Raw genomic sequence first — 25,646 nt, 5'->3', positions numbered from 1 at the left:
TGATGTGGACGACGAGCGCGGGGATCCGACGGTGGGCGAGCTCAGCGAGGGACGGATCCTCCGGCGGATCCTCGAACGCCTGGGCGAGTCCAACGCACTGGTCGGCCCGGGCGACGACGCCGCCGTGATCGCCGCCGCGGACGGCCGCGTGGTCGCCACCGTCGACACGCTCGTCCACGGGCCCGACTTCCGCCTCGCGTGGTCGAGCGCGTACGACCTCGGCTACAAGGCGGCCGCGGTCAACCTCGCCGACATCGCCGCGATGGGGGCGACGCCGACCGCTCTGCTGGTCGCCCTCGCGATGCCCGACGAGACGCGGCTGTCGTTCGTCACCGGCATCGCCGACGGCCTGCGGGCGGCATGTCGCGACCTGGCGCCCGGCTGCCGCGTCGAGGGCGGCGACCTGACCGTGTCGGACACGCTCACGATCGCAGTGACGGCGCTGGGCGCCCTGGCAGGACGCGCACCCGTGCTCCGCTCCGGTGCCCACGTCGGCGACGTCGTCGCCGTCGCGGGAGAACTGGGCCGTGCGGCGCGCGGTCTGCGCACACTCTTCACCCGCTTCACGGATGCCACGGGTGATCCGGTCGCCGTCGACGAGCGCGTTCTCGAGCCCGCCGAGTTGACCGATCTCGCGGCGCAGCTGCGGCCGTCGCCTCCCGTGTGGCTCGGCCCCGACGCCGCGGATGCGGGCGCGACGGCGATGATGGACGTGTCCGACGGGCTCGTGCTGGACGCGACCCGCCTGGCCGCGGCATCCGGTGTCACCCTCGCGCTGGAATCGGCGCTGCTCGGCGCCGATCCCGCGTCGGCTCTGTCAGGCGGCGAGGATCACGCCCTTCTGGCGACCTTCCCTGTTCGCCGTCCGCTGCCGCACGGATTCGTGCGGGTGGGCGTGGTGCAGCCACGCGGCGCGGACGCCGTGCTGGTCGACGGCCGGCCGTACGAGGGGCGGGGCGGCTGGGATCCCTATCTCGACTGGGACGCCCGCACGGGGTGATGTGCGCTGTCGCCGCGGGACGCTAGCGTGACACGGTGACCGATCTGCTTCCCCGCTCGACACCCGAATCGCAGTCCGTGCCGTCGGCGGCGATCTCCCGCCTCATCGCCGCGCTCGACGGCATCGACCACGTCCACACGCTGACGGTCCTGCGACACGGACACGTCATCGCCGAGACGACCTGGGCCCCGTACGAGCGCGATCTGCCGACGGCGATGTACTCCGTGAGCAAGAGCTTCACCTCGATCGCGGTCGGTCTCGCGATCGAGGAGGGACGGTTCGCGATCGACGACCGCGTCGTCGACCTCATCCCGGATGCCGCTCCCGAGCGTCCCTCCGACCGGCTCGCCGCGCTCCGCGTGCGGCATCTGCTGACGATGACGACCGGTCACGCCGCCGAGCCGCCGCTCGACGACCGCGATTGGGCGGTCACCGCCCTCGCCGCCGACCTGGCATACGAGCCCGGGACGCAGTGGCTCTACAACACGCCCGCCACCTACCTGCTGTCGCTGATCATCCAGACCCGCACCGGCGAGCGGCTGCGGGAGTTCCTGCGCCCGCGGCTGTTCGATCCGCTCGGCTTCCGCGACCCGCAGTGGCTGCAGAGTCCGACCGGCGTGGATGCGGGCGGCTTCGGGCTGTCGGTCCGGCCGGAGGAGCTGGCCGTCTTCGGTCAGCTGCTTCTGCAGCGCGGTGAGTGGCAGGGCAGGCAGCTCGTCCCGGCCGAGTGGATCGACCAGGCCACGGCCCGCCAAGTGGCGAACCAGTCCGACAACGCCGACTGGCGCCAGGGCTACGGCTTCCAGTTCTGGCGCTGCCGCCACGGCGCCTACCGCGGCGACGGCGCCTTCGGCCAGTACCTCGTCGTCCTCCCGGAGGCGGACGCGGTCGTCGCGATCACGGGAGGGTTGCCCGATATGCAGGTGACGCTCGACGCGGTCTGGGACGAGCTGCTGCCGGCTCTCGACACGGAGGATGCGCGGTCGGTCGAGGCCGTCCCCACGCCGATTCCCGCTCCGGGCGGCGACCTCCGCGACGGAGAGGTCCGCCATCGCTACGACGGTCCCGTGCGCGAGCTGCGGATCGCCCACGGCGTGATCGAGATCGACGGCCGGGAACTGCGGTGCGTCCCCGGGGTCTGGTCGGTGTCGACGTTCGCCGACGACCCCGCGACCGGACGCGAGTGGTACGGCGACCAGGTGGCGGTCGCCGGAGGGTGGCGGGGCGACGTATTCGTCGCGGAACTGCGCATCCTCGGCGATGCGCCGACGTTCCGGCTCGAACTGGAGCCGAGCGGCCGGCTGCACATCACGCGTGACGTGGGGTTCGACGGCTCGGAGGTCTGGGAGGGCGCACCGGCGTCTCAGCCCGCGGCGGCCGCCCACCACAGCGCGGTGTCGCCGTAGCGCTTCGTGCGGCCGGCCACGAGCCCGTCCGGCAGCGTCGGCTGGGGTGAGCGCGCAGCGCGTTCGATGACGACATCCGCTCCCGGCGACAGGACCGGCACGAGCAGCGAGAGCGTCGACGACAGCTCGGCCTCGCTCACGTCGTAGGGCGGATCCAGGAACACGAGGTCGAACGGACCCCGCGCCGTCCGCAGGAAAGCGTCGGCCGAGCTGCGGTGCACCCGCACCGCAGGTCCCGAACCCACGGCCTTGGCCACGCGAGCGGCGTTGCGCTGTGCGACGGTCGCCGCCCGCGGCGACTTCTCGACGAGATCCGCGGATGCCGCGCCGCGGCTGAGCGCTTCGAGCCCGAGCGCGCCGGATCCGGCGTAGAGGTCGAGCACGACCGCCCCGTGGAGGGTATCCGCGGATTCGAGCGCCCCGAACAGGGACTCGCGCACCCGGTCGCTGGTCGGCCGGGTGCCGGCGTCCGGCACATCGAGCACGAGGGAGCCGGCGCGGCCCGCGATGATGCGCGTCATCCCTTCACGATATCTCCGGCATCCTCCTCCCTGAGGCGGGGGACGGTGCGCAGCTCGGGATGCAGGCCGGACTTGTCGGCGTAGAACGCGCGGATCACATCCATGTCGGTGCGCACGTCTCCGGTGAGCCGGATGGTGGGGCCGAGGCCCGTCGTCATCGTGGTGCGGTCGACGTAGCCGAGGGTGACCGGCAGCTGCGCCTCGCGGGCGATGCGATAGAAGCCGGACTTCCAGTAGGCGCCGGAGCCGCGGGTGCCCTCCGGGGTGACGACGAGGCCGAACACCTCGCCCGCGCGGATCCGTGCGACCACGTCGCCCACCACCCGTGAGGGATCCGCCCGGTCGACGGGGATGCCGCCGAGGCCGCGCATGAGCGGGCCCTTCCAGCCCCGGAAGAGGCTTGCTTTGCCGAGCCAGCGCACCCGCATGCCGAGTCGCCACGCGATGCCGAGCATGAGGACGAAGTCCCAGTTCGAGGTGTGGGGCGCCCCCAGCAGCACCGTGGGGCGGTCGGGAGCCGGCGCGGTGGACAGCGTCCAGCGACTGCAGGCCCAGTAGACACGGGAGAGGAGTCGTCGGAGCATCTCGCCACCTTAGAGTCCGCCGCTGTGGTTCGGCCGACAGCGGGTCGGCGGCGGCTCCTAGACTCGTCTCATGGCGTCCTTCACCCTCGACTCGAGCCTCGGTGGCGCGGTCGGCGGCAAGACGGCGGCGGCGCTCGAACGCGCGTTCGGCATGACGACGGTCGGCGACCTGCTGGTGCACTATCCGCGCCGTTACGCACGCCGCGGCGAGCTCACGCAGATCTCCTCGCTGCCCGTGGGCGAGCCGGTGACGATCGTGGCCGAGGTGCGGCGGGTGAGCGAGCGGCGCATGAAGAACCGCAGCGGGTCGCTGCTCGAGGTCGTGATCAGCGACGGCAACGGCGAGCTGTCGCTGACGTTCTTCAACCAGGCGTGGCGCGTCAAGGATCTGCGGCCCGGGCGGCGCGGCATCTTCGCGGGCAAGGTGGGGGAGTACCGCGGTGCGAAGCAGCTCGCCCACCCCGACTACGAACTGTTCGACGACGAGGAGCAGGCGCGTCTCACGGCCGAGGCCAACATCAACCTGCCCATCCCGATCTACCCCGCCACCAGCACGGTCGCGAGCTGGCAGCTGCAGAAGATCGTCGACCTGGTCCTCGACGGGCTCGGCGACGTGCCGGAGCCGCTCACGGACGAGCTGCGCGCGCGGCACGGGCTGCTCGACGCCCGTACCGCGATCGAGCGCATACATCGCCCCAAGGCTCTCGAGGAGATCGAACCGGCGCGGGAGACGCTGCGCATGCAGGAGGCGTTCGTCCTGCAGGTGGCGCTGCTGCAGCAGCGGCAGTTCGTGCGGGCGCTGTCGGCGACCCGTCGGGTGCCGGGTGCGCTCCTCGAGCGGTTCGACGAGGCACTGCCGTTCCCACGGACACCTGATCAGGTGACCGTCGGCGACGACGTGGCGCGAGACCTCCAGGGCGACTGGCCGATGAACCGGCTGGTGCAGGGGGAGGTCGGCTCCGGGAAGACGCTCGTCGCGCTCCGCGCGATGCTCCAGGTCGCCGAGGACGGCGGCCAGTCCGCGCTCATCGCCCCCACCGAAGTGCTGGCCGCCCAGCACGTGCGCTCCATCGCCCGGATGCTCGGGCCCCAGCTCGCGCCCGAGCTCATGCCGACGCTCCTCACCGGGCAGCTTCCTGCGGCCGAGCGGCGCAAGGCCGCGCTGCGTGCGGCGTCTGGCCAGGCGCGCATCGTGGTCGGCACGCACGCGCTGCTGAGCGAGAGCACGACGTTCGCCGACCTCGGACTCGTTGTGGTCGACGAGCAGCATCGGTTCGGTGTCGAGCAGCGCGAGTCCCTGCGGGCGAAGGGCTCGTCGCCGCACGCCCTCGTGCTGACGGCGACGCCCATCCCGCGCACCGTGGCCATGACGGTGTTCGGCGATCTCGACGTCTCCACGATCCGCACGATGCCGGCGGGTCGCGCCGGCATCGAGACCTTCGTCGCGCCGCTGGCGGAGCGCCCCGGGTGGTTCGGGCGCGTCTGGGAGCGCATCGCCGAGGAGGTCGGCCAGGGGCGCCAGGCGTTCGTGGTGTGCGCCGCCATCGATGCCGAGGCGCTCACCAAGGACGACACCGCGGACGAACCGCCGGGCGACACCGAAGGCGAGACCAGTCGCACCCGCTGGGGCGTCGTGCAGGTCGCCGACCTGCTGTCGCGGCATCCGTCCTTCGCCGACATCCGGGTCGAGAGGCTGCACGGCAAGATGCCCTCCGACGAGAAGGATGCCGTGATGCAGGCGTTCGCCCGCGGCGACATCGACGTGCTCGTGGCCACGACGGTGGTCGAGGTCGGCGTCGACGTACCGAACGCATCGACGATGGCGATCCTCGAGGCCGACAGGTTCGGCGTGTCGCAGCTGCACCAGCTGCGCGGGCGCGTGGGTCGCGGCGGGGTGCCGGGCCTGTGCCTGCTGGTCACCGAGGCAGCGGCCGCAACGCCGGCACGGGAGCGGGTCGAAGCCGTCGCCTCGACGCTCGACGGCTTCGCGCTGGCCGAGGTCGACCTCGAGCTGCGAGGAGAGGGCGATGTGCTCGGCGACGCGCAGTCGGGGGCCAGGTCGTCTCTGCGACTGCTCCGCGTCGTGAAGGACGCCGACATCATCTCCGAGGCGCGGGTGGCCGCCGAGCAGGTGCTTGCCGACGACCCGGCGCTGCAGCGGCATCCCGGTCTCGCCGCCGCCCTCGAGCGCAACGTCGGGATGGCGGAGCGCGCCGCGCTCGCGAAGAACTGACGGGGCCGGCCGCCCCGCCGCCGCCCACTAGGCTGGTCGGCATGAGCAGCCGGATCGCCGTCGTCCCGGGATCGTTCGATCCGCCGACCCTCGGTCATCTCGACGTGATCCGCCGTGCCGCATCACTGTACGACCAGCTCCACGTGCTCGTCGTGCACAACCCCGGCAAAGAGGCGATGCTGCCCATCGCACAGCGCCAGGCGCTCCTGGAGCAGTCCATCGCCGAGAGCGACATCGACGGCGACGTGGTCGTGGCCTCGTGGAGCATGGGACTGCTCGTCGACTACGCGACGGATGTCGGCGCGAGCGTCCTCGTGAAGGGCATCCGCTCCCAGGTCGATGTGGCGTACGAGACGCCGATGGCGATCGTGAACCGCCACCTCGCCCACGTCGAGACGGTGTTCCTGCTGCCCGACCCCGCGCACGCGCTCGTCTCGAGCTCGCTGGTGCGCCAGGTCGCCGCGCTCGGCGGCGACGTCTCGCCGTACGTGCCGTCGGCGGTGGCGCGGTTCCTCGACACCGGTGCGCGCGGCATCTGACCACGGGGAGTCTGGCCACGGGGGGTCTGACCACGGGGCCCTGGCCACGGGGCGACTCACCAGGAACCGCCGCTAGGCTGGAGACGTGGTCAGAAAGCATGTGACGGGTCCGTTCGTCCTCCCGATCCGCGACATCATCCACCGTTCGGGCGAGATGCGCGAGCACACCATCGAAGCCCCGGCTCCCGCCAAGTGGGGAGAGGGACTGGTCGCCGTCGCCGAGGGTGCGCCCGTCGTCATCGACGTGCGTCTCGAGTCGGTGCACGAGGGCATTCTCGCCTCCGGAGAGATCGACACCGAGTACACCGGCATCTGCAGCCGGTGCCTCATCGACATCGGCGAGGGGCTCAAAGTCGAGTTTCAGGAGCTTTTCGCGTATCCTGGGGAGGAAGAAGCTGACTTCGAGGTTCAAGACGACCACGTGGATCTTGAAACTCTGGTCAGGGAAGCGGTCGTCCTGTCGCTTCCGTTTCAGCCGGTGTGCCAGCCGGATTGCCCCGGCCTCGATCCGGTCACGGGCGAGCGACTGGCCGACGATGCCGGATCGCAGCAGAGCGAGCCTCTCGATCCACGATGGGCCGCGCTCCAGGACTTCACCACGACCAACGACGACGAATCACCGCGCTCCCGCGGCTGATACGCCATCGAGAACACAGAAGAGAGCTAGCCATGGCAGGCAACCCCCCGAAGCGGAAGGTCTCCCGTTCCAACACGCGCTCGCGTCGCGCGCAGTGGAAGGCAGCGCCCATCACGCTGACCACCACGATCGAGAACGGCAAGAAGGTCTACAGCCGCCCGCACCAGGCGAAGGTCGTCACCGACTCGCAGGGCACCGAGCTGTTCCTCGAGTACAAGGGCCGCAAGGTCGCCGACGTCTGATCGTCGTGCACTTGACGTGACAGACGTCGCTGCCGAGCGGACCGCTCACGCAGACCTCACGCAGAAGCTCGGAGTCGTCATCGACCCCGAGCTTCTGTCGCTGGCGCTCACGCACCGGTCCTGGGCGTACGAGAACGGACAGGTTCCGAACAACGAGCGCCTGGAGTTCCTCGGCGACTCCGTACTGGGCCTCGCCGTCACCGTGCGACTGTTCACCGGTCACCCCGATCTCGAAGAGGGGGCGCTCGCGAAGCGCCGCGCCGGCGTCGTGTCGACGGTCGCCCTTGCGGAGATCGCGCGAGGCATCGGCCTCGGCGAGCACCTCATGCTGGGGCGCGGTGAGATCCTCACCGGCGGTCGCGACAAGGACTCGATCCTCGCCGACACCATGGAGGCCATCTTCGGAGCCGCCTACCTGTCGGCGGGGGCGGATGCCGCGACCGGCCTCGTGCTGCGGCTCGTGGAACCGCTGCTCGCCGACCCCGAGCGCTACGGCGCGGCGATGGATCCCAAGACGGCGCTGCAGGAGCTCGCCGCGCACAGCGGCCTGCAGCCCCCGATGTATGCCGTGACCTCGACGGGACCCGACCACGACCGGCGCTTCACCGCGGCCGTCACGGTCGGCGACCTCATCGCCGAGGGCGGCGGGACCAGCAAGAAGCACGCCGAGATGGCCGCGGCGCTGACCGCGTGGCGCGAGCTCAGCGGGCGTGCCTGAGCTTCCCGAGGTCGAGGTCGTCCGTGCCGGGCTCGCCCCCGCGGTCACCGGCGCCCTGGTGCTGGGAGTCACCGTGCTCGATGAGCGCGCGCTGACCCGGCACACCGGAGACGGCGCCGAGTTCGAAGCACGCCTCACCGGACGAGTCGTACTCTCCGCCGCACGGCGCGGCAAGTTCCTGTGGCTGCCGCTGCAGCCGGCGACGGACGGAACGGCGGCGACCGACGCCGTCGTGGGTCATCTGGGCATGAGCGGTCAGATGCTGCTGCGGGCTCCGGGAGCGCCCGTCGAGCGGCACGAGCGCGTACGCATCGACCTGGCGCACCCCGTCCACGGCGAGCTGTCCGTCGTCTTCGCGGATCAGCGGACGTTCGGGTCGCTGGCGATCGACGACCTGATCCCGACTCCGGACGCCGCGCCGGGCGGCCAAGGGTGGGCCGAGGCATCCGTTCCCGCACAGGTCGCCCATATCGCGCGGGACCCGCTGGATCCGGCGTTCTCGGACGAGGGCTTCCGGCGCACCGTCGGACGTAAGGATTCCGCGATCAAGCGCGTGCTGCTCGATCAGACGGTCGTGAGCGGCGTCGGCAACATCTACGCGGACGAGTCGCTGTGGGCTGCGCGCATCCATCCCGAGACGCCCGCGCGCGCGATGTCCACGCGTGCGACGAATCGGCTGCTCGCGGAGGTGCGCCACGTCCTCGAGAAGGCGCTGGCCGAAGGCGGCACCAGTTTCGACGCGCAGTACGTGAACGTCAACGGCCAAGCCGGCTACTTCGCCCACTCACTGAACGCGTACGGCCGCACCGGAGAGCCCTGCCCCCGATGCGGCCGTCCGATCGTGCGCGTGTCGTTCACGAATCGCTCGAGTCACTTCTGCCCGCACTGCCAGCGGACGCCGCGCGCCCTCCCGGCGACGCGCTGACGGCGTCTGGAGGGAGCGCGGCGCCCACCGGCACGATCACACCGCCAGCACCTTCTTCCACGCACCCGCATACGAGGCGGGCACGAACCCGATCGCCTCGTTGATGTCGAGCATGTGGCGGTTCTCCTCGGCGTTGAACGTCGAGACCCGCGGCGACTCGGGCACGAGCTCCCGCCAGCGCAGGAGGTTCGCGCACTTCACGATGGTGCCGAGGCGGTGGCCACGGTGCTCCTTCACGACGAGCGTCCCGAACTGCTGGGTGGCCCCGGCACGGTCCTCCGCGATCGCGAGTTCGTTGTACGCCGCGATCCGCCCGGTGGGCACGTGCAGCACGACGGCCACCGAGACGGTGAGCCCCTGCGCCTTCAAGCGGGCGTCGCGACGCTCCACGCGCGCGGCATCCCAGTGCTGCTCGTCGATGACGAGACCGCCGGCCGGCGCGTCGGTCGACATCCGCGAGATCGCGTAGGCGAACCCGTCGACGTGCTCCGGCGGTGTCGGCGACGTCCACTGGATCGAGCGATAGTCCTCACCGGCGACCGCCAGAGCCTCGGCGAGCATGCGCTCGACGGGGGAGAGGTCTCCGGTCAGATCGAACACGCTGTTGCGCTCCACCTGCTCGAGCGTGAAGCCGCTCGCGAGCTGGAACCGCGTCTGCGGGTCCTCTGCGGGGACCGAACCCCACCCGGTCGACGGCTCGAGACGTGGACCGTCTGTATGCGGTCGATGCAGCGTCCACGTCTGGATCGTGGTGAGCCCGCGTCCCGCGGCCTCACGCTCGACCTCGGCGAGGAGGAGTTCCTCGACGCCCCGGCCGCGGTGCGGCGGGTCGACCATGAGGTCGAACTCGACGGTGCTCGCGTCCGGCTCGTTCGAGATCATGAGCTTCACCGCACCGAGCACGTCCGAGCCGCGCAGAGCGGCGAACCCGAGCTGGGTCCAGTCGGACTGGTCCTGCCAGAACCCGAGCATCTCGTCGGGCTCCTCGCGCAGGTAGTCGTGGCCCGCGTCCGCGAGGCAGACGGCGTTGGCGATCCGCACCATCTCGAGGAACAGGTGCGCGTCCGCAGCATCGGCGGTCTCGGGGACGGGGATCCGCCGGACTGTCACGACGGCGGAATCGGCGAGATCAGTCATCGAGCACCTTCTTCCATGCGCCCTCGTACGCGACCGGCGCGAAGCCGATCGCCTCGTTGATGTCCAGCATGGGTCGGTTCTCCTCTGCGTTGTAGGTGATGACGCGCGCGGACGCGGGCGCCACGTCGCGCCAGGACAGGAGCCCGGCGCACTTCACGAGCGTGCCGAGCTTGTGCCCACGGTGCTCCTTGAGGACGAGGGTGTCCTCCTGATGGGATGCCTCGGTGCGGTCCTTGCCGATCACCAGCTCGTTGAACGCGCACAGCTCACCGGTCTCGATGTGCTGCGCAGCGGTGACCTGGATGGTGCGACCGGATGAGGTGTAGCGGCCGTCGTGCTCGGCGATGCGGGCGGCGTCCCACGCCTCCTCCGCGAACTCGAGGGCTGCCGAGGGCGCGTCGGTCGACATCCGGGACTTCATCCAGGCGTAGCCCGCGATGAACTCCTCCGGGGTCGGGGCGAACCACTGCACGACCCGGTAGTCGGGTGAGGCGGCCTGCGCTTCGGCGAGGAGCCGTTCGACGCCGGCGAAGGAACCGGTCAGGTCGAAGGCGCTGTTGCGTTCCACCTGCTCCAGCGCGTATCCGTGACGGAGGTAGAACCGCGCGACGTGGTCCTCGGGGATCGCGCCGAACCCGGTCGGCGGCGCGAGCTGAGCGCCCGGAGCCGCGGGATGCTCGGCCCACGACTGCAGCACGGTGCGACCGTGCTCGCGCGCGGTCTTCTCGACCAGCTCGTAGGCGGCGGAGCCGATACCGCGTCCCCAGGTCTCGCGCAGCAGCTCGATGAGCCAGAACGCGGCGTTCGATCCCTCCTCGTGCGGGATGTCGACGCCGACGCGGCCGATGATGGCACCGTCGTCGACGATCACCCATGAGAGGCGGGTCTCGTACTCGGTGGGGCGGTAGTGGGGGAGCAGTTCGTCGGCGGCGATGCGGTGGTCGTCGTGTCCGGAGATCTCCCGGTAGATGAGGTTGCGCACCCGGACCATCTCGACGAAGTCGGCGGCGTCCGGTGCGTCGATCGAGGCGGGTACGACGAGGGGGCGGAATTCCAGCCCCGTGATGGTGGTCATGTCAGCGCGTCCTTGCGAGGTCGATGCGGATGGTTGAGGGGTGGGGTCCGCCGCCCGGGTGCGGGCGGCGGACCCGGTGGCCGTCACGGCCGGGGTGCGAGGCTGGCCTCGCGGAGGTAGGCGCGTTCACGCTGCGCGGTGGCCTCCTGGTGCCGGTACGTGTGAGCGTGCCGACGTCGGTCGTCCGCGAGTCGCGGGGTGCGGGTGCTCCACAGCAGCAGCCTCAGACCCAGGTGGAGGGCGAGGCGGTCCAGGAGCGAGGTCCGGGTGTCGCGGCTCGGGAGCCGCAGCGTATCGGGAAGCCCCGATGGGCGCTGCGGCGCAAGGAGAGTATTCATGATTGCTCTTTCCGGTTGTGAAAGGGATGCCTCGGCAAGCGCCGGAGGCGGGGGATGTCATGCCGCAGCACGACGGGACGAAGGCAGGGGGTGCGCGCTCAGCACCGCGAAGCGGATGCGGCGCAACAGACGGGTATCGCCCGAAACCGGGCAGACTCGTCCCCTGCGGGTATCAGATGGCGGCGGGGAAGCGGCCGCTCAGCACAGCGCCGAAGGAGCAGGTCCCCGACGCGACGGCACGAATCGCTCCGCCATCACGGGCGGCGATTCCAGTGGGATTCATCAGCATCATCGGGGGACCTCCTTTCTCGACTTCAGACGCGGAGAGTCACGCTAGCGCGTGCGAGATGCCGGCGTCAAGCGAATTCGCAGATTCGCTGTTCGCATGGCGTGTCGCGGCATCCGATTCGTGCGGCCGGTCTGCCGGGAGACGGGGCACCGCTCCGGTAGCGTAGGCGGGTAATCGACCGGGGCGGGGGCGGATCCATGCACCTGAAGAGCGTGACGCTCAAAGGGTTCAAGTCGTTCGCCCAGCCGACGACCTTCGCCCTCGAGCCCGGCGTGACGTGCATCGTCGGCCCCAACGGCTCCGGCAAGTCCAACGTCGTCGACGCCCTCGCCTGGGTGATGGGGGAGCAGGGGGCGAAGACGCTGCGCGGCGGCAAGATGGAAGACGTCATCTTCGCCGGCACGGCGACACGCGGCCCCCTCGGTCGTGCCGAGGTGCAGCTCACGATCGACAACAGCGACGGTGCGCTCCCCATCGAGTACGCCGAGGTGACGATCAGCCGCACGCTGTTCCGCAACGGCACCAGCGAGTACGCCATCAACGGCGAGTCGTGCCGGTTGCTCGACGTGCAGGAGCTGCTGAGCGACTCCGGCCTCGGCCGGGAGATGCACGTGATCGTGGGGCAGGGCCGGCTCGACAGCGTGCTGCAGGCCACGCCCGAGGATCGCCGCGGCTTCATCGAAGAGGCCGCCGGCATCCTGAAGCACCGGCGTCGCAAGGAGAAGACCGTCCGCAAGCTCGACGCGATGGAGGCCAACCTCACGCGCCTGAGCGATCTCGCGGGCGAGCTGCGCCGGCAGCTGAAGCCGCTGGGCCGACAGGCCGAGATCGCCCGCGAGGCGGCGACGATCGCCGCCGTCGTGCGCGATGCGAAGGCGCGGCTCTTCGCGGACGAGATCTCGGGCCTCCGTGCCGAGCTGGCGTCGCATGCGCAGAGCGAGCAGGAGCGCCACGCCGAGCGCATGGTGCTGCAGGACGGGCTCGACAACGTGCGGGTGCGCATCGAGCAGCTGGAGAACGACCAGCGATCCGAGAGCGTCGACCGTGCGCGTCGCGTCGCGTTCGGGCTGGAGCGCTCGCAGGACCGCCTGCGCAGCCTGTACGCCCTCGCCGGCCAGCGCCTGGCGCTGCTCGGGGACGCCGAGGACGAGGAGCGCCTCGAGCTCACCACCGTGTCGCAGGCGATGATCGACGAGGCCCGCGCCGAGATCGACGACGTGTCGGACGGCTTGGGCGCCGCGCAGGACGCCGCCGCCGCGGCCGCCCGCGACGTCGTGCGCGCCCGCGCCGAGCTCGACGCCCTCGACTCCGACATCGCCGCGCAGAGCGCCCTCGTCTCCGAGCACGACATGAGGATCACCGCGCTGCGCGGCACCGCCGAGGCGGCGGCATCCGCCCTCGCCGCCGTCCAGACCGCGGTCGAGCGCCAGCAGAAGGCGCTGGATGCCGCCCTCGCGCGCCGCGCCGATGCCGAAGAGACCCTCGCCGGTGTCGACCCCGACCTGGTGCCCGACGCGTCGACGGCCGACCATGCCGCCGCGTACGAGCGCGCCCAGCGCGATGCCGCCGAGGCGGAGGCGTCGGTGGCGTCGTTGCGTGAGCGGCTGCACGCGGCGGAGCGGGAGCGCGAGGCGCTGACGGCGCAGACGGCCGCGCTGAGCCGCGCGCTGGATGTCAAGAACGGCGCGTCCGCACTGATCGCGCAGGGTCGCGACGGTGTTCGCGGCCTCGTCGGAGACGCGGTGCAGGTGCGCTCCGGGTTCGAGGCCGCCATCGCGGCCGTGCTGGGTCCCATCGCCGAAGGCGTGCTGGTCGACGATCGGGCGAGCGCTTTCGCCGTGGCCGACGCGGCGCGTGACGCCGAGGCCGGCATGGTCGACATCGTGATCGCGTCGGCGGGCGTGATGCGGCCGGACTTCCCGAAGCTGCGCGGAGTCGTTCCTGCGCGTGAAGTGGTGACGGCACCCGACGGGGTGCTGGGTCTGCTCTCTTACGTCGTGGTCGTCGACGACCTCGAGACGGCTCGGGAGGCCGGACCGGCTCTGGCGATGGCCGAACTCGGCGGACCGCTCACCCTGGTGACCCGCCGTGGCGAGGTGTACACCGAGCACTCGCTCCGCGCAGGTGCCGGCTCGTCCCGTTCGCGGCTCGAGCTGGCGGCGGAGCGGGATGCCGCCGCGGAGCGCCGCGACGAGATCACCGTGGTGGCAGACTCCCTGCACGAAGCGCTCGGCGATGCCACGCGCGAACTCGACTCCGCGCGCCTGCGCACCAAGACCGCGCTGGCGACGCTCCGTGAACACGACGCGGCCCTCGCAGCACACGCGGAGCAGGTGAACCGAGCGACCGTGCGGCATGAAGCGGCCGTCGCCGAGTGCGAACGCCTCGCCGCCGGCCTCGCCCAGGCCGCCGCGGCGGTCGAAGAGGCCGAGAGCTCTGCGCGCTCGGCGGAGGATCAGCTCACGGCTGCGCTCGAGGCTCCCCGGCCCATCCTCGATGCGTCGGCGCGCGACGGCATGCTCGCCGCACTCGAGGCGGCCCGCGACGCCGAGATGGGTTCGCGGCTCGACGTCGAGACGCTCCGCGAGCGCATCCGCGCCGGCGAGGCGCGGGTCGTCGGGCTCGAACGCCAACGGGAGCGTGAACGCGAGGCCGCCGCCGAGGCGGCACGCCGGGCGGTGGTGCGCCGCGCGCAGCGCGGGATCGCCGCCGGGGTCGCCGGACAACTGCCCGCCGTGATCGATTCGGTCGACCGCTCGCTCGCTCAGGCGCGGGCGGAGCTCGCCGCCGCAGAGTCGGAGCGCACCGCGGTGACCGCCGAGCTCGGCGAACTCCGCGCGCAGGAGAGCTCGGTGCGGGAGCGGCTGGCGGGCCTCACCGAGAGCGTCCACAACCTCGAGCTGCAGATCCACGAGAAGCGGCTGCACGTGGGCGGGCTGCTCGAACGCGTGCAGTCCGAGCTCGGCCTCGACGAAGACATTCTTATTTCGGAATATGGGCCGGATCAGCCCGTTCCCCTCGTCGCGACGGCCCAGGCCGCTGAGCCGGCTGTGGACGGCACGGAGGCGGAGGCGATTGCGTACGACCGCGGCCAGCAACGGCGGCGACTGCAGGAGGCCGAGCGCAAGCTCACCCAGCTCGGTCGCGTGAACCCGCTTGCGCTCGAGGAGTTCGAAGCCCTCGAGCAGCGTCACAAGTTCATGACCGAGCAGCTCGCGGACCTCACCCAGACCCGCAAGGATCTGCTGACGATCATCGAAGAGCTCGACGAGCGCATGCAGTCGATCTTCCTCGCGGCGTTCGAAGACACGAAGGTCGCCTTCGGCGAGGTGTTCCCGATCCTGTTCCCCGGCGGCACCGGGTCGATCACTCTCACCGACCCCGACTCGCCGCTGACGACGGGCATCGAGGTGGCCGTACGCCCGGTCGGCAAGAAGATCGAAAGGCTCTCGCTGCTCTCCGGCGGCGAGCGTTCTCTCGCCGCGGTGGCGCTCCTGACGGCGATCTTCAAGGCCCGGCCGAGCCCCTTCTACATCCTGGACGAGGTGGAGGCCGCGCTGGACGACGCCAACCTCGGCCGCCTTCTGGGCGTCTTCGAGCAGCTGCGCGAGTCGAGCCAGCTCATCGTCATCACGCATCAGAAGCGCACCATGGAGATCGCCGACGCCCTCTACGGCGTGTCGATGAGGCAGGACGGCGTCTCCGCCGTCGTCGGACAGCGCATCGTGGAGCGCGTGGCCTCCTGATCGGCGGGTTGACTGCCCCGACAGCTGGGCGTGGATCTCGGGGGCGGGGGAGTAGCGTTCGCCTATGCACACCTCTGCGCGCGCGGTGACGGCCGGACTGCTGCTGTCGGCGTTCGCGCTGACCGCGTGCACACCGTTCCCACCGGGTGCGCGGCTGTTGTCGCCGGAGCCCTCCGACTCGGCCTCCGTGGATGCCGGCGAGACGCCCGAGCCTGCGGATGACGCCGGCAGTCCACCGACCGAGATCACCTTCGCCGCGGGCGCGGAACTGGACCCCGCACTCTGGACGGTGGGCTGGGACGATCGGCTGATGGCCGCGGACGAGCGGTTCGCGACATCGTCGCCCGACGACGGCAACGGCAGCTGGGCCTATCTGGACGGACAGACCCAGTGCACGGTCGCCTTCTACCAGGGCGCCATCACCGACCTGGAGCTGGGAGCGGATGACCGCGAGAGCACCGACAACATGCTCGCCGCGGTGCTCAGCACGCAGATTCCCGGGGTGACGGGGGCCGACGTCAGCGCCAACGCATCGGACGACTACGTCGCGCAGACGACGCAGGAGGGCACGGTCGACATCCGCATGGTCGGGGGCAGCGGGGGCGCGGGTGGCGACGAGGCGAGCTGGAGCGAGTTCGGGCGCACGTTCGGCACCCTCGGCACGTCACTGGTCGTCAACGTGGAGTGCCCGCCCGGACAAGACGTCGCCACCGAGGTGACCGACCTTCTCGGCAACTACCTCGGCATCGCGGTGGCGCCCGCGTCGGGGTGAACGGCGCGGGCACCTAGGCTGGGGGGATGGCAGAGAGCTCCTGGTCGCTCGGCCGTGCGCTGCGCGGCATGTTCGTCAAACCCACGATCGATGAGACGACCTGGGAAGACCTCGAGACGGCGCTGCTCACGGCGGACTTCGGCCCCGACATCACCGAACGCATCATCGACGAATTGCACGAGAAGGTCGAGCGGTATCGCACGACCGACCCGCGCGACCTGCAGCGGATGCTGAAGGAGACGCTCGAGGAGCACTTCGCCAAGTTCGACACCACCCTCCGCCTCACCGAGCGGCCCGCCGTCGTGCTCGTCGTCGGCGTGAACGGCGTCGGCAAGACCACGACCATCGGCAAGTTCGCGAAGTTCCTGCAGCGCTACGGACGGTCGGTGGTGGTCGGTGCCGCCGACACCTTCCGCGCTGCTGCCGTCGACCAGCTCGCGACCTGGGCCGAGCGGGGCGGGGCGGCGATCGTGCGGCCGCAGCAGGAGGGCCAGGATCCGGCATCCGTCGCCTTCCAGACCATCGAGTACGCCAAGAGCACCGGCACCGAGATCGTGCTCGTCGACACCGCCGGCCGCCTGCACACCAAGGGCGGGCTCATGGACGAGCTCGGCAAGATCCGACGTGTGATCGAGAAGCAGGCGCCGATCAGCGAGGTGCTCCTCGTGCTCGATGCCACGACCGGTCAGAACGGGGTCATGCAGGCTCAGGCCTTCCTGGAGCACGCGGGCGTCACAGGCCTGGTCCTCACCAAGCTCGACGGCTCGGCGAAGGGCGGCTTCGTGCTCGCCGTGCAGGAGCGCACCGGGATTCCGGTGAAGCTGCTGGGTCAGGGCGAGGGGATCGGCGACCTCACCGGCTTCACCCCGCACGTATTCGCGGCCGCTCTCGTCGACTGATCCTGGCGCCGTCGCGGACCGAATTCACGCCATGCCGTGTTCGGGCTATCGCCGACGCGCTCCTTGCGGTTTCATGGGGTCATGGCGATCGAGCACGACTACTTCGGACTCCTCGAATCGGGGCCTGACGGATCGATCTTCTGGTCGGAGAACGTCGAACTGGGAGACCAGTCCGTCACGGTGGATCTCACGGCGCCCGACCAGGACGACGTCTCCGAGGCCGCCCTCGACGTCGCCGCCGCGCTCATCTCGTCGATCGAGGACATCGACCGCAGCGCGCGCAACGGCATGGTGAACGAGCTGAACGATCGCACCAGCGAAGTGACCGAGTACATCCTGCAGCAGCAGGAGACGCTGGGAGAGGCCCTCGAGGAAACGCTCGTCGACATCTCGGGTGACGTCCAGATCGACGTGATCCGCTCACTCCAGCTCATGAGCATGACGATCCTCGCCGACGAGCACGGCGGCTCGGACCCGTTCGCGGTGCTGGAGTACGCGCTCGATCCTGACGCCACCGACGACGTGCTGCTGGTCAACCTGGACTCCGCCGGGGCCGTGCTGTCGGTCACGAGCGCGGACTGACCGCCGCCGTCACACCGCCTGGGCGAAGCCGCGTTCGACGTGGACGTCCTCGGCGATGTGCGCCAGGTGCGCCGGGATCTCGCGACCCTTGGACAGCATCGACTGCGCCCAGAGGCGGCCTGCGCGGTAGGACGAGCGCACGAGCGGCCCCGCGAGCACTCCGAGGAATCCGATCCGCTCGGCCTCCTCTTTGAACTCGACGAACTCCTGCGGCTTGACCCACCGCGCGACGGGCAGGTGCCGCGGCGACGGCCGGAGGTACTGCGTGATGGTGATGATGTCGGTGCCGGCGGCGCGGAGGTCCTCGAGTGCCTGGATGACCTCCTCGGGCTCCTCTCCCATGCCCAGGATGAGATTCGACTTGGTGATGAGACCCGCATCGCGCGCCTGGGTCAGGACGTCGAGCGAGCGCTCGTAGCGGAAGGCCGGCCGGATCCTCTTGAAGATGCGCGGGACCGTCTCGACGTTGTGCGCGAAGACCTCGGGACGGCTCGCGAACACCTCGCCGAGCAGGGCCGGGTCGCCGTTGAAATCGGTCGCGAGGATCTCGACGCCCGTGTTCGGGTTCAACGCGTGGATCTGCCGCACCGTCTCAGCGTGGAGCCATGCGCCGCCATCCGGCAGATCGTCGCGTGCGACTCCCGTCACTGTGGCGTAGCGCAGGTTCATGCGCACCACGCTCTCGGCGACGCGGCGCGGCTCGTCAATGTCGTAGTCCGCCGGCTTGCCGGTGTCGATCTGGCAGAAGTCGCACCGGCGCGTGCACTGCGAGCCGCCGATGAGGAAGGTCGCCTCGCGGTCCTCCCAGCACTCGTAGATGTTGGGGCAGCCGGCCTCCTGGCACACGGTGTGAAGCTCCTCGGTCTTCACGAGCGAATGCAGCGCCTGGTACTCGGGCCCCATCTTGGCCTTGGTCTTGATCCACTCCGGCTTGCGCTCGATCGGCGTCTGCGCGTTGCGCACCTCGAGCCGGAGGAGCTTGCGCCCGTCAGGACCCGAGGGAGCGGATGCCGCGTCCGGCGTGCCTGCGGCACCCGGCGCGCTGCTGCAGGCGCTCATGCCGGCACCCCGGCGAAGTCGGCGGCGAACACGCGGCTCACCGTGCCGATCACGTCGCTCGGCGCGATCTCGGCGCCGGCCACCTCGCTGATCGTCGTGACTCCGGCATCCGTGATCCCGCACGGGATGATGCCGCGGAAGCCGGCGAGGGAGTTGTCGCAGTTGAGCGCGAAGCCGTGCATCGTCACGCCCCGCTGCACGCGGACGCCGATCGCGGCGACCTTGTCCTCGCCCAGCGGGCGGCGCACCCAGACGCCGCTGCGGCCTTCGACCCGGTAGCCCTCGACGTCGTACGCGCCCAGCACGTCGATCAGCAGCTGCTCGAGGCGGCGCACATGTGCGACGACGTCGACCGGCTCGGTGAGCCGCACGATCGGGTAGCCGACGAGCTGTCCCGGGCCATGCCATGTGATCTTGCCGCCTCGGTCGACATCAACGACGGGCGTGCCGTCGGTCGGGCGCTCATGCCGCGCCGTGCGAGCGCCTGCCGTGTAGACGGGCTCGTGCTCCAGCAGCAGCAGCGTGTCGGGTCGCGTGCCCGCCACCACCTCGGCGTGGATGCTTCGCTGCAAGGCCCAGCCGTCGAGATACGGCACGTAGTCGGGGGAGAGGCCGACCGTCTGGATGTCGAGCATCGCGCTCCTTCACTTGTTCGCTCGTGGCGATTGATGGATTGCGTCCAACAATACATCCGCTGCTCGCCCATGCCGAGACACGCACGGCGCATCCGACAGCACCCATGCCGGATGGACCACCGGCCATAAGGTGGCTTCATGTCCACCGAGCCGCGCGCGGGGCGACCGAAGGCGTCGTCGCGCGAGACCATCGCCGAAGCGGCGTGCGAGCTGTTCCTCGAGCAGGGCTACGAGCAGACCTCGATCGCCGATATCTCCAGCCGCGCCGGAGTCAGCCGGTCGAGCTTCTTCAACTACTTCTCCTCCAAGTCCGATGTGCTGTGGGCGGGGCTCGACGAGCGGCTCGCCGCATTCGAGCGGCACCTGGGCTCGGACGAGGAGACGGCTGCCGTCGCCGACGTCCGTTCGGCGACCCTCGCCATAGCGGAGGGATTCGCGCCCGACAGCCTTGCGCTGGGCATCGTCAACGCGAAGGCGATGGGACTCGAGGCCGAGTACGAGCGCGACGCCGCCCTCCGCCGGGCGCGCGTGGCGAGGGCGGTCTCGACGCGGTTCGTCCGCGCCGGGTCGGATCGCGTGCACGCCGAGGTCGCCGGCGCTGCGTGGGGCGGGGCGGTGCTCGCCGCGGTCGAGGCGTGGGCCCACGACGGTGCCGGCCGCACCTCGCTCGCGCGCTTCCTGGCTCGTGCGGCGGACGCCGCCGAAGCCGTCGGGCCGGTGCGTGCCGGGGAGGTGCGGCAGCTGCGCGTGGTCGTCGAGGCGCCCGACTTCGAGGCCGCCCTCCGCTTCTACCGCGACGTCGTCGGGATGCCGCAGGCCGAGGCGTACGAGGCCGAGGGCGGTGCCCGCGTGGCGATCCTCGACGCCGGGCGCGCGACCCTGGAGCTGTCGAACCCGGCGCAGGTCGCGTTCATCGACCGCGTCGAGACAGACGGCGACGCCCCGAGCGACCGGATCCGGCTCGCGCTCGAGGTGGACGACAGCGCTGCCGCCGCCGAGCGCCTGGCGCACCGCGGCGCGGAGGTGCAGGCATCCGCCCGCGTCACGCCCTGGCGCTCCCGCAACGCGCGTCTGCGGGGTCCTGCAGGTCTGCAGCTGACCCTGTTCGAGGAGCTCGGACCCGAGAGCTGAATCGCCCGGGACGGCGGGTGGCGGCGGAGCGGGCGGCGTCGGCATCCGTCCCCGGTAGAATCGGGGCATCATGGCGACTTTCGGCACCCTCTCCGACCGGCTCACCGAGACCTTCCGCAACCTCCGCAAGAAGGGGCAGCTCACGCCCGCGGATGTCGATGGCACCGTCCGCGAGATCCGGCGCGCCCTGCTCGACGCCGACGTGGCGCTGCCCGTCGTCAAGGACTTCACCGCCAAGGTGCGCGAGCGCGCGCTCGGCGATGAGGTGAGCAAGGCGCTGAACCCGGCGCAGCAGGTCGTGCAGATCGTCAACGAGGAGCTCGTCGCGATTCTCGGCGGCCAGCAGCGCCGGCTGCAGTTCGCGAAGAACCCGCCGACCGTCATCATGCTGGCGGGCCTGCAGGGCTCGGGTAAGACGACCTTCGCGGGCAAGCTCGCCAAGATGCTCGAGAAGGACGGCCACACGCCGCTCCTCATCGCCGCCGACCTCCAGCGTCCCAACGCGGTCAACCAGCTGCAGGTCGTGGCCGAGCGCGCCGGTGCCGCGATCTACGCGCCCGAGCCGGGCAACGGCGTCGGCGACCCGGTCAAGGTCGCCCGCGATGGCGTCGAGGTCGCGCGTCGCCAGCAGCACGACGTCGTCATCATCGACACCGCCGGCCGCCTCGGCGTCGACGCCGAGCTCATGAAGCAGGCGGCCGACATCCGCAAGGCGACCGATCCCGACGAGGTGCTGTTCGTCATCGACGCGATGATCGGACAGGATGCCGTCAACACCGCCAAGGCGTTCCAGGACGGCGTCGACTTCACCGGTGTCGTGCTCTCGAAGCTCGACGGCGACGCCCGCGGTGGCGCCGCGCTCTCCGTCGCCTCGGTCACGGGCCGCCCGATCATCTTCGCGTCCACGGGTGAGGGCCTCGACGACCTCGAGGCGTTCCACCCCGACCGCATGGCGTCGCGCATCCTCGACCTCGGCGACATCCTCACCCTTATCGAGCAGGCGCAGCAGGCGTTCGACGAAGAGGAGGCGCTCAAGGTCGCGGAGAAGCTCGCGACCGAGCAGTTCACCCTCGAGGACTTCCTCGCCCAGATGCAGCAGATGCGCAAGATGGGCTCGATGAAGAAGATGCTCGGGATGCTCCCGGGCATGGGGTCCATGAAGGATCAGCTCGAGAACTTCGACGAGCGCGAGATCGACCGCACCGAGGCGATCATCCGCTCGATGACCCCCGCCGAGCGCCGCAACACCAAGCTCCTCAACGGATCGCGCCGGCTGCGCATCGCGCGCGGCTCGGGCATGACAGTCACGGACGTCAACCAGCTCGTGCAGCGATTCGACCAGGCCGCGAAGATGATGAAGACCGTCGCCCGCGGCGGCGTGCCGAACATCCCCGGTATGGGTCCGATCCCCGGCGCCGGCCGGCCGGGCGCCTCGTCCAAGCGCGGCAAGCAGCAGAAGGCGAAGGGCTCGCGGTCGGGCAACCCCGCCAAGCGCGCCGCCGAGAACGCGGGGATCGCGGCGCAGGACGCCGAGGCCCCGACGGGCTCGGGCTTCGGGCTCGGCGCCGGAGGAGCGAAGGGCGCCCCGACCGAGGCGGATCTCGCCGAGCTGCAGAAGATGCTCGGCCGCGGCTGACCCCGCGCTTGTCCGGGCGGCCTGCGCGCCGCCTTCGAGACTGCGCGCGGCGTGCCCGCCGCCTTCGAGACTGCGCGCGGCCTGCCCGCCGCCTTCGAGACTGCGCGCGGCCTGCCCGCCGGTGGTCGCCCTCTCTGTCGCCAGATCAGGTGATTTCGCCGAGGTAGGACGTTTCGGCGGGAAACGTCCTACGCCCGTGAAATCACCTGATTTCGCGACGGTGGAGCCCCTGGGCTATCGCCATGAGGATCGTCTCCACGACGTACTCCCACCGGAAGAACACCTGGAAGTAGTCGAAACGGAGCACGACGTAGCCGCGCAGGACGAGGCGAGCGTCGGCTTCTAGATCACGCCGGCGGTCTTGCGCCGAGCTGTGGAACTCGAATCCATCGAGCTGCACCAGAAGCGAGTCGCCAACGCGTCCGTCGATGCGGTGACCGTCGATCGTCACCTGCTGCTGGACCGGCACGCCGACCTGCTTCATGCCATGGACGAATCGCGTCTCCAGGCCGGAGTCTGAGAGCTCGCTCGCCAGCCGCGCGAACTCCGATGCAGCGCTGCTTCGCCAAGCGACGCGCTTGAGCGTCGCGGCCATCGCCTTCTTCGCTCGAATGGCGGACTCCCAGACCGCCAGAGCATCGCGTGGTTCCACGCACCTCGCGACATGGAAGAGGATGTTCACGACCGGCTCCTCCGTCATGGTCCGGCTCACGGGCGCCGGCGCGGACGCCCAATGCAATCGAACTCCCTCAGTCGCATTGCGGGATGCAGTGGCCTGAACTGCGACGTGCACCTCCGAGTGGTCCGGAACCCACAGTCCCAGCATCTCCGCACCGCTCAGGCATGTCGCTCGCCCACCCACGGAGGCAGCCTTCACGCGCCTCGCATCGGCATCCGGACGTACTAGCCACGAGCGGCGCACCCGGTGGAGATCCCCGCGGGCTACGCCATCGGCGATCTCGCGGGCGGTGTACCCGGCGACGCGCAGCTGCGACGTGTGCGAAACGCCGTGGCGCTGATCGATCCACTCTAGGAGGGACGGTCGGGTGCCGAGGTCTGCGGTGTTCACTGGTCCAGCGTCGATGGCCCTCACCTTCGGGCGCGCACAAGTGCACCGATCCGGGGATAGTGCGGCGCAGCCCCAAGTTGGGGAGGAAGCCGTGCCTGGCGTCGCGGCCTCGAGCCACGGCATCCACCGCCTCCTCGCTGTTACGAGATCAGGTGATCTCACCGGGGTAGGACGTTTGACGGCGGAGTCTCCTGTGCTGGCGAAATCACCTGATCTCGTCACGCGCGAAGACGCGAAGGGTGGGGAGGTGTCAGTGGTGGCGGTCGTGCGAATCGACGGCGGTGCGAGCGCGTCGGAGGGGAGGATGCGTGGGGTCTCAGCATCCGCTCGCCTCCTCGCTGTTGCGAGATCAGGTGATCTCACCGGGGTAGGACGTTTGACGGCGGATTCTCCTGTGCTGGCGAAATCACCTGATCTCGTGCCTCGGCGCGGGGTGCGTACCGACGCGTGGTCAGCGACGCCCCGCGCCTGTCGGACGCCGCTGGCGACGCCTCGCGCCTGTCGGATGCCGCTGGCGACGCCTCGCGCCCGTGTCGGATGCCGACCCCGCGCCGGACGGATGCCGCTGGCGACGCCCCGCGCCGGACGGATGCCGCTGCCGCGGCATCCGTCCCCTCCGCGACGTGCTCAGGTGACGTCACAGGGGTAGGCCGCAGGCGCGGAGTAGGCCCCTGCGGAGCGACAGCGCCGGGTCAGCGGCCGAGGGTGGCCAGGTGCTCGCGCAACGTGGGGCCGGAGCGGAACTCGCCGACCAGGTGGCGCACAACCTCGCGGAGGTCGCCTTCGGCCGCGTCGGCGACGGCGAGCTGGCGCGAATAGCTCGCGCCGCCCGTGAGGATGGCCTCGATGCCCGCCAGTTCGCGGGCGCATTTGAGGTCGTCGGCGATGTCGCCGATCTCTGCGAGCGTCTCGCGCAGGTGCTCGGTGACGAGGCGCTGGGTGCCGAGATGATCGACGATCACGCGTGCGTCGAGTCCGTAGCGCGCGGCGCGCCACTTGTTCTCGCGGATGAACCACGGCTGGATCGTCTCGAGCGGCAGCCCCTCGTCGAGCCGGCGCGAGAAGTGCTCCACGAGCACCTGCACCAGGGCGGCGACCGCGGCGAGCTCGGGGAGCGTCGACATGCCGTCGCAGGCGCGCACCTCGATGGTTCCCCAGCGCGGCGCCGGACGGATGTCCCACCGCACCTCGGTGGCGTCCTCCATGACTCCGGTGCCGACCATGTCGTCGAGGTAGCCCTCGAACTCGCTCCAGTTCTGGAGCGGCCACGGCAGACCCGCGGTGGGCAGCTGCTGGAAGACGAGCGCGCGGTTGGAGGCGTAGCCGGTGCGCTCACCCGCCCAGAACGGGCTCGACGCCGACAGCGCCTGCAGGTGAGGCAGGTAGACGGCGAGGGCATTGATGATCGGGAACACCTTGTTGACGTCCTCCACGCCGACGTGCACGTGGATGCCCCAGATCATCATGTTGCGGCCCCACCACTGGGTGCGCTCGATGAGCTTGTGGTAGCGGGTCTTGTCGGTGACGCTCTGGTCGTACCACTGCGCGAACGGATGGCTGCCCGCGCAGAGCAGGTCGACGCCATGCGGGTCGGTGTAGGTGCGCACCTCGGCGATCGCGTCGGCGATGTCGTCGACGGCGGCGGCAACGGTGTCGCCGATGCCGCTGGTCACCTCGACGGTGTTCGTGAGCAGCTCGCCGGTGACGGTGTAGCGCTCGAGGCTGGAGCGCTCTTCGAGCGCGGCGAGGAGATCGGGGCCGCGGGGGATCAGGTCCCCGGTCGCGGTGTCGGCGAGCATGAGCTCCCACTCCAGGCCCACGGATGAGCGGTCGGATGTCGCGAAGGGCACCGTCATGGGCACAGTCTGGCACGCACGGGTCTGGACTCCGGTGGTTCGCGGCATGGTGCGTCATCTGGCAGAATAGAGGGCTGGACCACACGCTCGACCCTCTATCCAGCGTCGTGCTCCTCCTCTGAGCTCCCGCCGGGTGTGCACCCCACGCTCCAGGCGACAGGTTCGTTCGCTTTCCACACATTCAGGAGAATCGTGGCTGTCAAGATCCGTCTCAAGCGCCTCGGCAAGATCCGTGCGCCCTACTACCGCATCGTCGTGGCCGACTCGCGCACCAAGCGCGACGGCCGTGTCATCGAAGAGATCGGCAAGTACCACCCCACCGAGGAGCCCTCGTTCATCGAGGTCGACTCCGAGCGTGCCCAGTACTGGCTGAGCGTCGGCGCACAGCCGACCGAGCAGGTGCGCGCACTCCTCAAGCTGACCGGCGACTGGGGTCAGTTCAAGGGCGACAAGAACGCGGTCTCGACCGTGAAGACCCGCGACGAGAAGCCCGCGTTCGAGATCGACTCCTCGAAGAAGTCGGTCGTGAAGCCGAAGGCCGAGAAGAAGGCCGAGGCCGCCGAGGCTCCCGCCGCCGAGGCGACCGACGAGGCCGCCGCCGAGTCCGCAGAGTAATC

General features: G+C 70.5%; 24 protein-coding genes. 15 read left to right on the top strand and 9 right to left on the bottom strand.

Annotated elements, in window-relative coordinates; all coding sequences use genetic code 11:
- Window positions 1–4: 4 nt before the first annotated feature.
- Both thiL and ACI3KX_RS03375 read left to right on the top strand, forming a co-directional pair.
- Window positions 5–1,000, top strand: coding sequence for a thiamine-phosphate kinase (gene thiL / locus ACI3KX_RS03380; RefSeq protein ID WP_363357203.1), 996 nt, complete (start codon window positions 5–7; stop codon window positions 998–1,000).
- Between the two features lie 35 nt (window positions 1,001–1,035).
- Window positions 1,036–2,406, top strand: a complete 1,371-nt coding sequence (locus tag ACI3KX_RS03375; protein WP_404907704.1) for a serine hydrolase domain-containing protein — start codon at window positions 1,036–1,038, stop codon at window positions 2,404–2,406.
- On the opposite strand, the gene rsmD is transcribed toward ACI3KX_RS03375, so the two are convergent.
- Both rsmD and ACI3KX_RS03365 read right to left on the bottom strand, forming a co-directional pair.
- The gene (gene rsmD / locus ACI3KX_RS03370) at window positions 2,364–2,927 is read right to left on the bottom strand and encodes a 16S rRNA (guanine(966)-N(2))-methyltransferase RsmD (RefSeq protein WP_363357205.1); all 564 of its coding nucleotides are present in this window, start codon (window positions 2,925–2,927) and stop codon (window positions 2,364–2,366) included. The two genes, ACI3KX_RS03375 and rsmD, sit on opposite strands and share 43 nt — an antisense overlap.
- A complete protein-coding gene (locus ACI3KX_RS03365; RefSeq protein ID WP_363357206.1) occupies window positions 2,924–3,511 on the bottom strand; it encodes a 1-acyl-sn-glycerol-3-phosphate acyltransferase in 588 nt (195 codons plus the stop codon). Before ACI3KX_RS03365 ends, rsmD begins: the two co-directional genes overlap by 4 nt.
- 70 nt (window positions 3,512–3,581) lie before the next feature.
- On the opposite strand from ACI3KX_RS03365, the gene ACI3KX_RS03360 reads away from it, so the two are divergent.
- The 6 genes from ACI3KX_RS03360 (at window position 3,582) to mutM (ending at window position 8,805) form a co-directional block, all read left to right on the top strand.
- On the top strand, window positions 3,582–5,744 hold the full coding sequence (locus ACI3KX_RS03360; RefSeq protein ID WP_363357207.1) for an ATP-dependent DNA helicase RecG: 2,163 nt from the start codon (window positions 3,582–3,584) through the stop codon (window positions 5,742–5,744).
- Between the two features lie 41 nt (window positions 5,745–5,785).
- Window positions 5,786–6,283, top strand: coding sequence for a pantetheine-phosphate adenylyltransferase (gene coaD / locus ACI3KX_RS03355; protein WP_308866992.1), 498 nt, complete (start codon window positions 5,786–5,788; stop codon window positions 6,281–6,283).
- 154 nt (window positions 6,284–6,437) lie between these two features.
- Window positions 6,438–6,920: a YceD family protein gene (locus tag ACI3KX_RS03350; RefSeq protein ID WP_404907743.1), complete on the top strand. Its 483-nt coding sequence runs from the start codon at window positions 6,438–6,440 to the stop codon at window positions 6,918–6,920.
- A 32-nt stretch (window positions 6,921–6,952) separates the two neighbouring features.
- Window positions 6,953–7,162, top strand: coding sequence for a 50S ribosomal protein L32 (gene rpmF / locus ACI3KX_RS03345; protein ID WP_163617368.1), 210 nt, complete (start codon window positions 6,953–6,955; stop codon window positions 7,160–7,162).
- A gap of 16 nt (window positions 7,163–7,178) precedes the next feature.
- A complete protein-coding gene (gene rnc, locus ACI3KX_RS03340; protein WP_363357208.1) occupies window positions 7,179–7,880 on the top strand; it encodes a ribonuclease III in 702 nt (233 codons plus the stop codon).
- On the top strand, window positions 7,873–8,805 hold the full coding sequence (gene mutM, locus ACI3KX_RS03335) for a bifunctional DNA-formamidopyrimidine glycosylase/DNA-(apurinic or apyrimidinic site) lyase (RefSeq protein ID WP_404907700.1): 933 nt from the start codon (window positions 7,873–7,875) through the stop codon (window positions 8,803–8,805). The genes rnc and mutM overlap by 8 nt, the downstream gene beginning before the upstream one ends.
- Before the next feature lie 36 nt (window positions 8,806–8,841).
- Here mutM and ACI3KX_RS03330 read toward each other — a convergent pair whose 3' ends face one another.
- The 3 genes from ACI3KX_RS03330 to ACI3KX_RS03320 all read right to left on the bottom strand — a co-directional run bounded on the left by ACI3KX_RS03330 (window position 8,842) and on the right by ACI3KX_RS03320 (window position 11,355).
- Window positions 8,842–9,942, bottom strand: coding sequence for a GNAT family N-acetyltransferase (locus ACI3KX_RS03330; RefSeq protein ID WP_404907698.1), 1,101 nt, complete (start codon window positions 9,940–9,942; stop codon window positions 8,842–8,844).
- The gene (locus ACI3KX_RS03325; protein WP_404907695.1) at window positions 9,935–11,017 is read right to left on the bottom strand and encodes a GNAT family N-acetyltransferase; all 1,083 of its coding nucleotides are present in this window, start codon (window positions 11,015–11,017) and stop codon (window positions 9,935–9,937) included. The genes ACI3KX_RS03330 and ACI3KX_RS03325 overlap by 8 nt, the downstream gene beginning before the upstream one ends.
- Window positions 11,018–11,100: 83 nt before the next feature.
- Window positions 11,101–11,355 (bottom strand): hypothetical protein, encoded by a 255-nt coding sequence (locus tag ACI3KX_RS03320; protein ID WP_349427309.1) that lies wholly within the window; start codon window positions 11,353–11,355, stop codon window positions 11,101–11,103.
- 486 nt (window positions 11,356–11,841) lie between these two features.
- On the opposite strand from ACI3KX_RS03320, the gene smc reads away from it, so the two are divergent.
- The 4 genes from smc (at window position 11,842) to ACI3KX_RS03300 (ending at window position 17,643) form a co-directional block, all read left to right on the top strand.
- A complete protein-coding gene (gene smc, locus ACI3KX_RS03315; RefSeq protein ID WP_404907692.1) occupies window positions 11,842–15,390 on the top strand; it encodes a chromosome segregation protein SMC in 3,549 nt (1,182 codons plus the stop codon).
- A gap of 64 nt (window positions 15,391–15,454) precedes the next feature.
- Window positions 15,455–16,162 (top strand): hypothetical protein, encoded by a 708-nt coding sequence (locus ACI3KX_RS03310; protein ID WP_363357213.1) that lies wholly within the window; start codon window positions 15,455–15,457, stop codon window positions 16,160–16,162.
- 26 nt (window positions 16,163–16,188) lie between these two features.
- Window positions 16,189–17,061: a signal recognition particle-docking protein FtsY gene (ftsY, locus tag ACI3KX_RS03305; RefSeq protein ID WP_404907690.1), complete on the top strand. Its 873-nt coding sequence runs from the start codon at window positions 16,189–16,191 to the stop codon at window positions 17,059–17,061.
- An 81-nt stretch (window positions 17,062–17,142) separates the two neighbouring features.
- Window positions 17,143–17,643 (top strand): DUF2004 domain-containing protein, encoded by a 501-nt coding sequence (locus ACI3KX_RS03300; RefSeq protein ID WP_363357214.1) that lies wholly within the window; start codon window positions 17,143–17,145, stop codon window positions 17,641–17,643.
- 9 nt (window positions 17,644–17,652) lie between these two features.
- Here the strand turns inward: ACI3KX_RS03300 and lipA are convergent, their stop codons facing one another.
- Entirely contained in the window at window positions 17,653–18,702 is a 1,050-nt protein-coding gene (gene lipA / locus ACI3KX_RS03295) for a lipoyl synthase (RefSeq protein ID WP_404907687.1), read from the bottom strand.
- On the bottom strand, window positions 18,699–19,337 hold the full coding sequence (gene lipB / locus ACI3KX_RS03290; protein WP_331907478.1) for a lipoyl(octanoyl) transferase LipB: 639 nt from the start codon (window positions 19,335–19,337) through the stop codon (window positions 18,699–18,701). The genes lipA and lipB overlap by 4 nt, the downstream gene beginning before the upstream one ends.
- Window positions 19,338–19,475: 138 nt before the next feature.
- Here lipB and ACI3KX_RS03285 point away from each other — a divergent pair, with 138 nt between their 5' ends.
- A complete protein-coding gene (locus tag ACI3KX_RS03285; RefSeq protein WP_363357216.1) occupies window positions 19,476–20,468 on the top strand; it encodes a TetR family transcriptional regulator in 993 nt (330 codons plus the stop codon).
- Between the two features lie 70 nt (window positions 20,469–20,538).
- Complete coding sequence (ffh, locus tag ACI3KX_RS03280; protein ID WP_363357217.1) at window positions 20,539–22,104, top strand: signal recognition particle protein; 1,566 nt, start codon at window positions 20,539–20,541, stop codon at window positions 22,102–22,104.
- Between the two features lie 202 nt (window positions 22,105–22,306).
- On the opposite strand, the gene ACI3KX_RS03275 is transcribed toward ffh, so the two are convergent.
- Both ACI3KX_RS03275 and ACI3KX_RS03270 read right to left on the bottom strand, forming a co-directional pair.
- Complete coding sequence (locus tag ACI3KX_RS03275; RefSeq protein ID WP_404907683.1) at window positions 22,307–22,786, bottom strand: DUF559 domain-containing protein; 480 nt, start codon at window positions 22,784–22,786, stop codon at window positions 22,307–22,309.
- 1,079 nt (window positions 22,787–23,865) lie between these two features.
- Window positions 23,866–25,029 (bottom strand): glutamate--cysteine ligase, encoded by a 1,164-nt coding sequence (locus ACI3KX_RS03270; RefSeq protein ID WP_404907682.1) that lies wholly within the window; start codon window positions 25,027–25,029, stop codon window positions 23,866–23,868.
- 192 nt (window positions 25,030–25,221) lie between these two features.
- On the opposite strand from ACI3KX_RS03270, the gene rpsP reads away from it, so the two are divergent.
- Entirely contained in the window at window positions 25,222–25,644 is a 423-nt protein-coding gene (gene rpsP / locus ACI3KX_RS03265; protein WP_349427318.1) for a 30S ribosomal protein S16, read from the top strand.
- Window positions 25,645–25,646: the final 2 nt, after the last annotated feature.

Source organism: Microbacterium sp. ZW CA_36, from assembly GCF_044987475.1.
Classification (GTDB): domain Bacteria; phylum Actinomycetota; class Actinomycetes; order Actinomycetales; family Microbacteriaceae; genus Microbacterium.
Note: the sequence above shows the minus strand (reverse complement) of the source record. Positions and strands in the feature narration are given on the sequence as shown.

Bases quoted from the DNA above. Each gene is read 5' to 3' on its own strand.
- rsmD (WP_363357205.1), bottom strand. From the start codon at position 2,927: ATGACGCGCATCATCGCGGGCCGCGCCGGCTCCCTCGTGCTCGATGTG.
- ACI3KX_RS03365 (WP_363357206.1), bottom strand. From the start codon at position 3,511: ATGCTCCGACGACTCCTCTCCCGTGTCTACTGGGCCTGCAGTCGCTGG.
- ACI3KX_RS03360 (WP_363357207.1), top strand. From the start codon at position 3,582: ATGGCGTCCTTCACCCTCGACTCGAGCCTCGGTGGCGCGGTCGGCGGC.
- coaD (WP_308866992.1), top strand. From the start codon at position 5,786: ATGAGCAGCCGGATCGCCGTCGTCCCGGGATCGTTCGATCCGCCGACC.
- ACI3KX_RS03350 (WP_404907743.1), top strand. From the start codon at position 6,438: ATGCGCGAGCACACCATCGAAGCCCCGGCTCCCGCCAAGTGGGGAGAG.
- rpmF (WP_163617368.1), top strand. From the start codon at position 6,953: ATGGCAGGCAACCCCCCGAAGCGGAAGGTCTCCCGTTCCAACACGCGC.
- ACI3KX_RS03330 (WP_404907698.1), bottom strand. From the start codon at position 9,942: ATGACTGATCTCGCCGATTCCGCCGTCGTGACAGTCCGGCGGATCCCC.
- ACI3KX_RS03325 (WP_404907695.1), bottom strand. From the start codon at position 11,017: ATGACCACCATCACGGGGCTGGAATTCCGCCCCCTCGTCGTACCCGCC.
- ACI3KX_RS03320 (WP_349427309.1), bottom strand. From the start codon at position 11,355: ATGAATACTCTCCTTGCGCCGCAGCGCCCATCGGGGCTTCCCGATACG.
- smc (WP_404907692.1), top strand. From the start codon at position 11,842: ATGCACCTGAAGAGCGTGACGCTCAAAGGGTTCAAGTCGTTCGCCCAG.
- ACI3KX_RS03310 (WP_363357213.1), top strand. From the start codon at position 15,455: ATGCACACCTCTGCGCGCGCGGTGACGGCCGGACTGCTGCTGTCGGCG.
- ftsY (WP_404907690.1), top strand. From the start codon at position 16,189: ATGGCAGAGAGCTCCTGGTCGCTCGGCCGTGCGCTGCGCGGCATGTTC.
- ACI3KX_RS03300 (WP_363357214.1), top strand. From the start codon at position 17,143: ATGGCGATCGAGCACGACTACTTCGGACTCCTCGAATCGGGGCCTGAC.
- lipA (WP_404907687.1), bottom strand. From the start codon at position 18,702: ATGAGCGCCTGCAGCAGCGCGCCGGGTGCCGCAGGCACGCCGGACGCG.
- lipB (WP_331907478.1), bottom strand. From the start codon at position 19,337: ATGCTCGACATCCAGACGGTCGGCCTCTCCCCCGACTACGTGCCGTAT.
- ACI3KX_RS03285 (WP_363357216.1), top strand. From the start codon at position 19,476: ATGTCCACCGAGCCGCGCGCGGGGCGACCGAAGGCGTCGTCGCGCGAG.
- ffh (WP_363357217.1), top strand. From the start codon at position 20,539: ATGGCGACTTTCGGCACCCTCTCCGACCGGCTCACCGAGACCTTCCGC.
- ACI3KX_RS03270 (WP_404907682.1), bottom strand. From the start codon at position 25,029: ATGACGGTGCCCTTCGCGACATCCGACCGCTCATCCGTGGGCCTGGAG.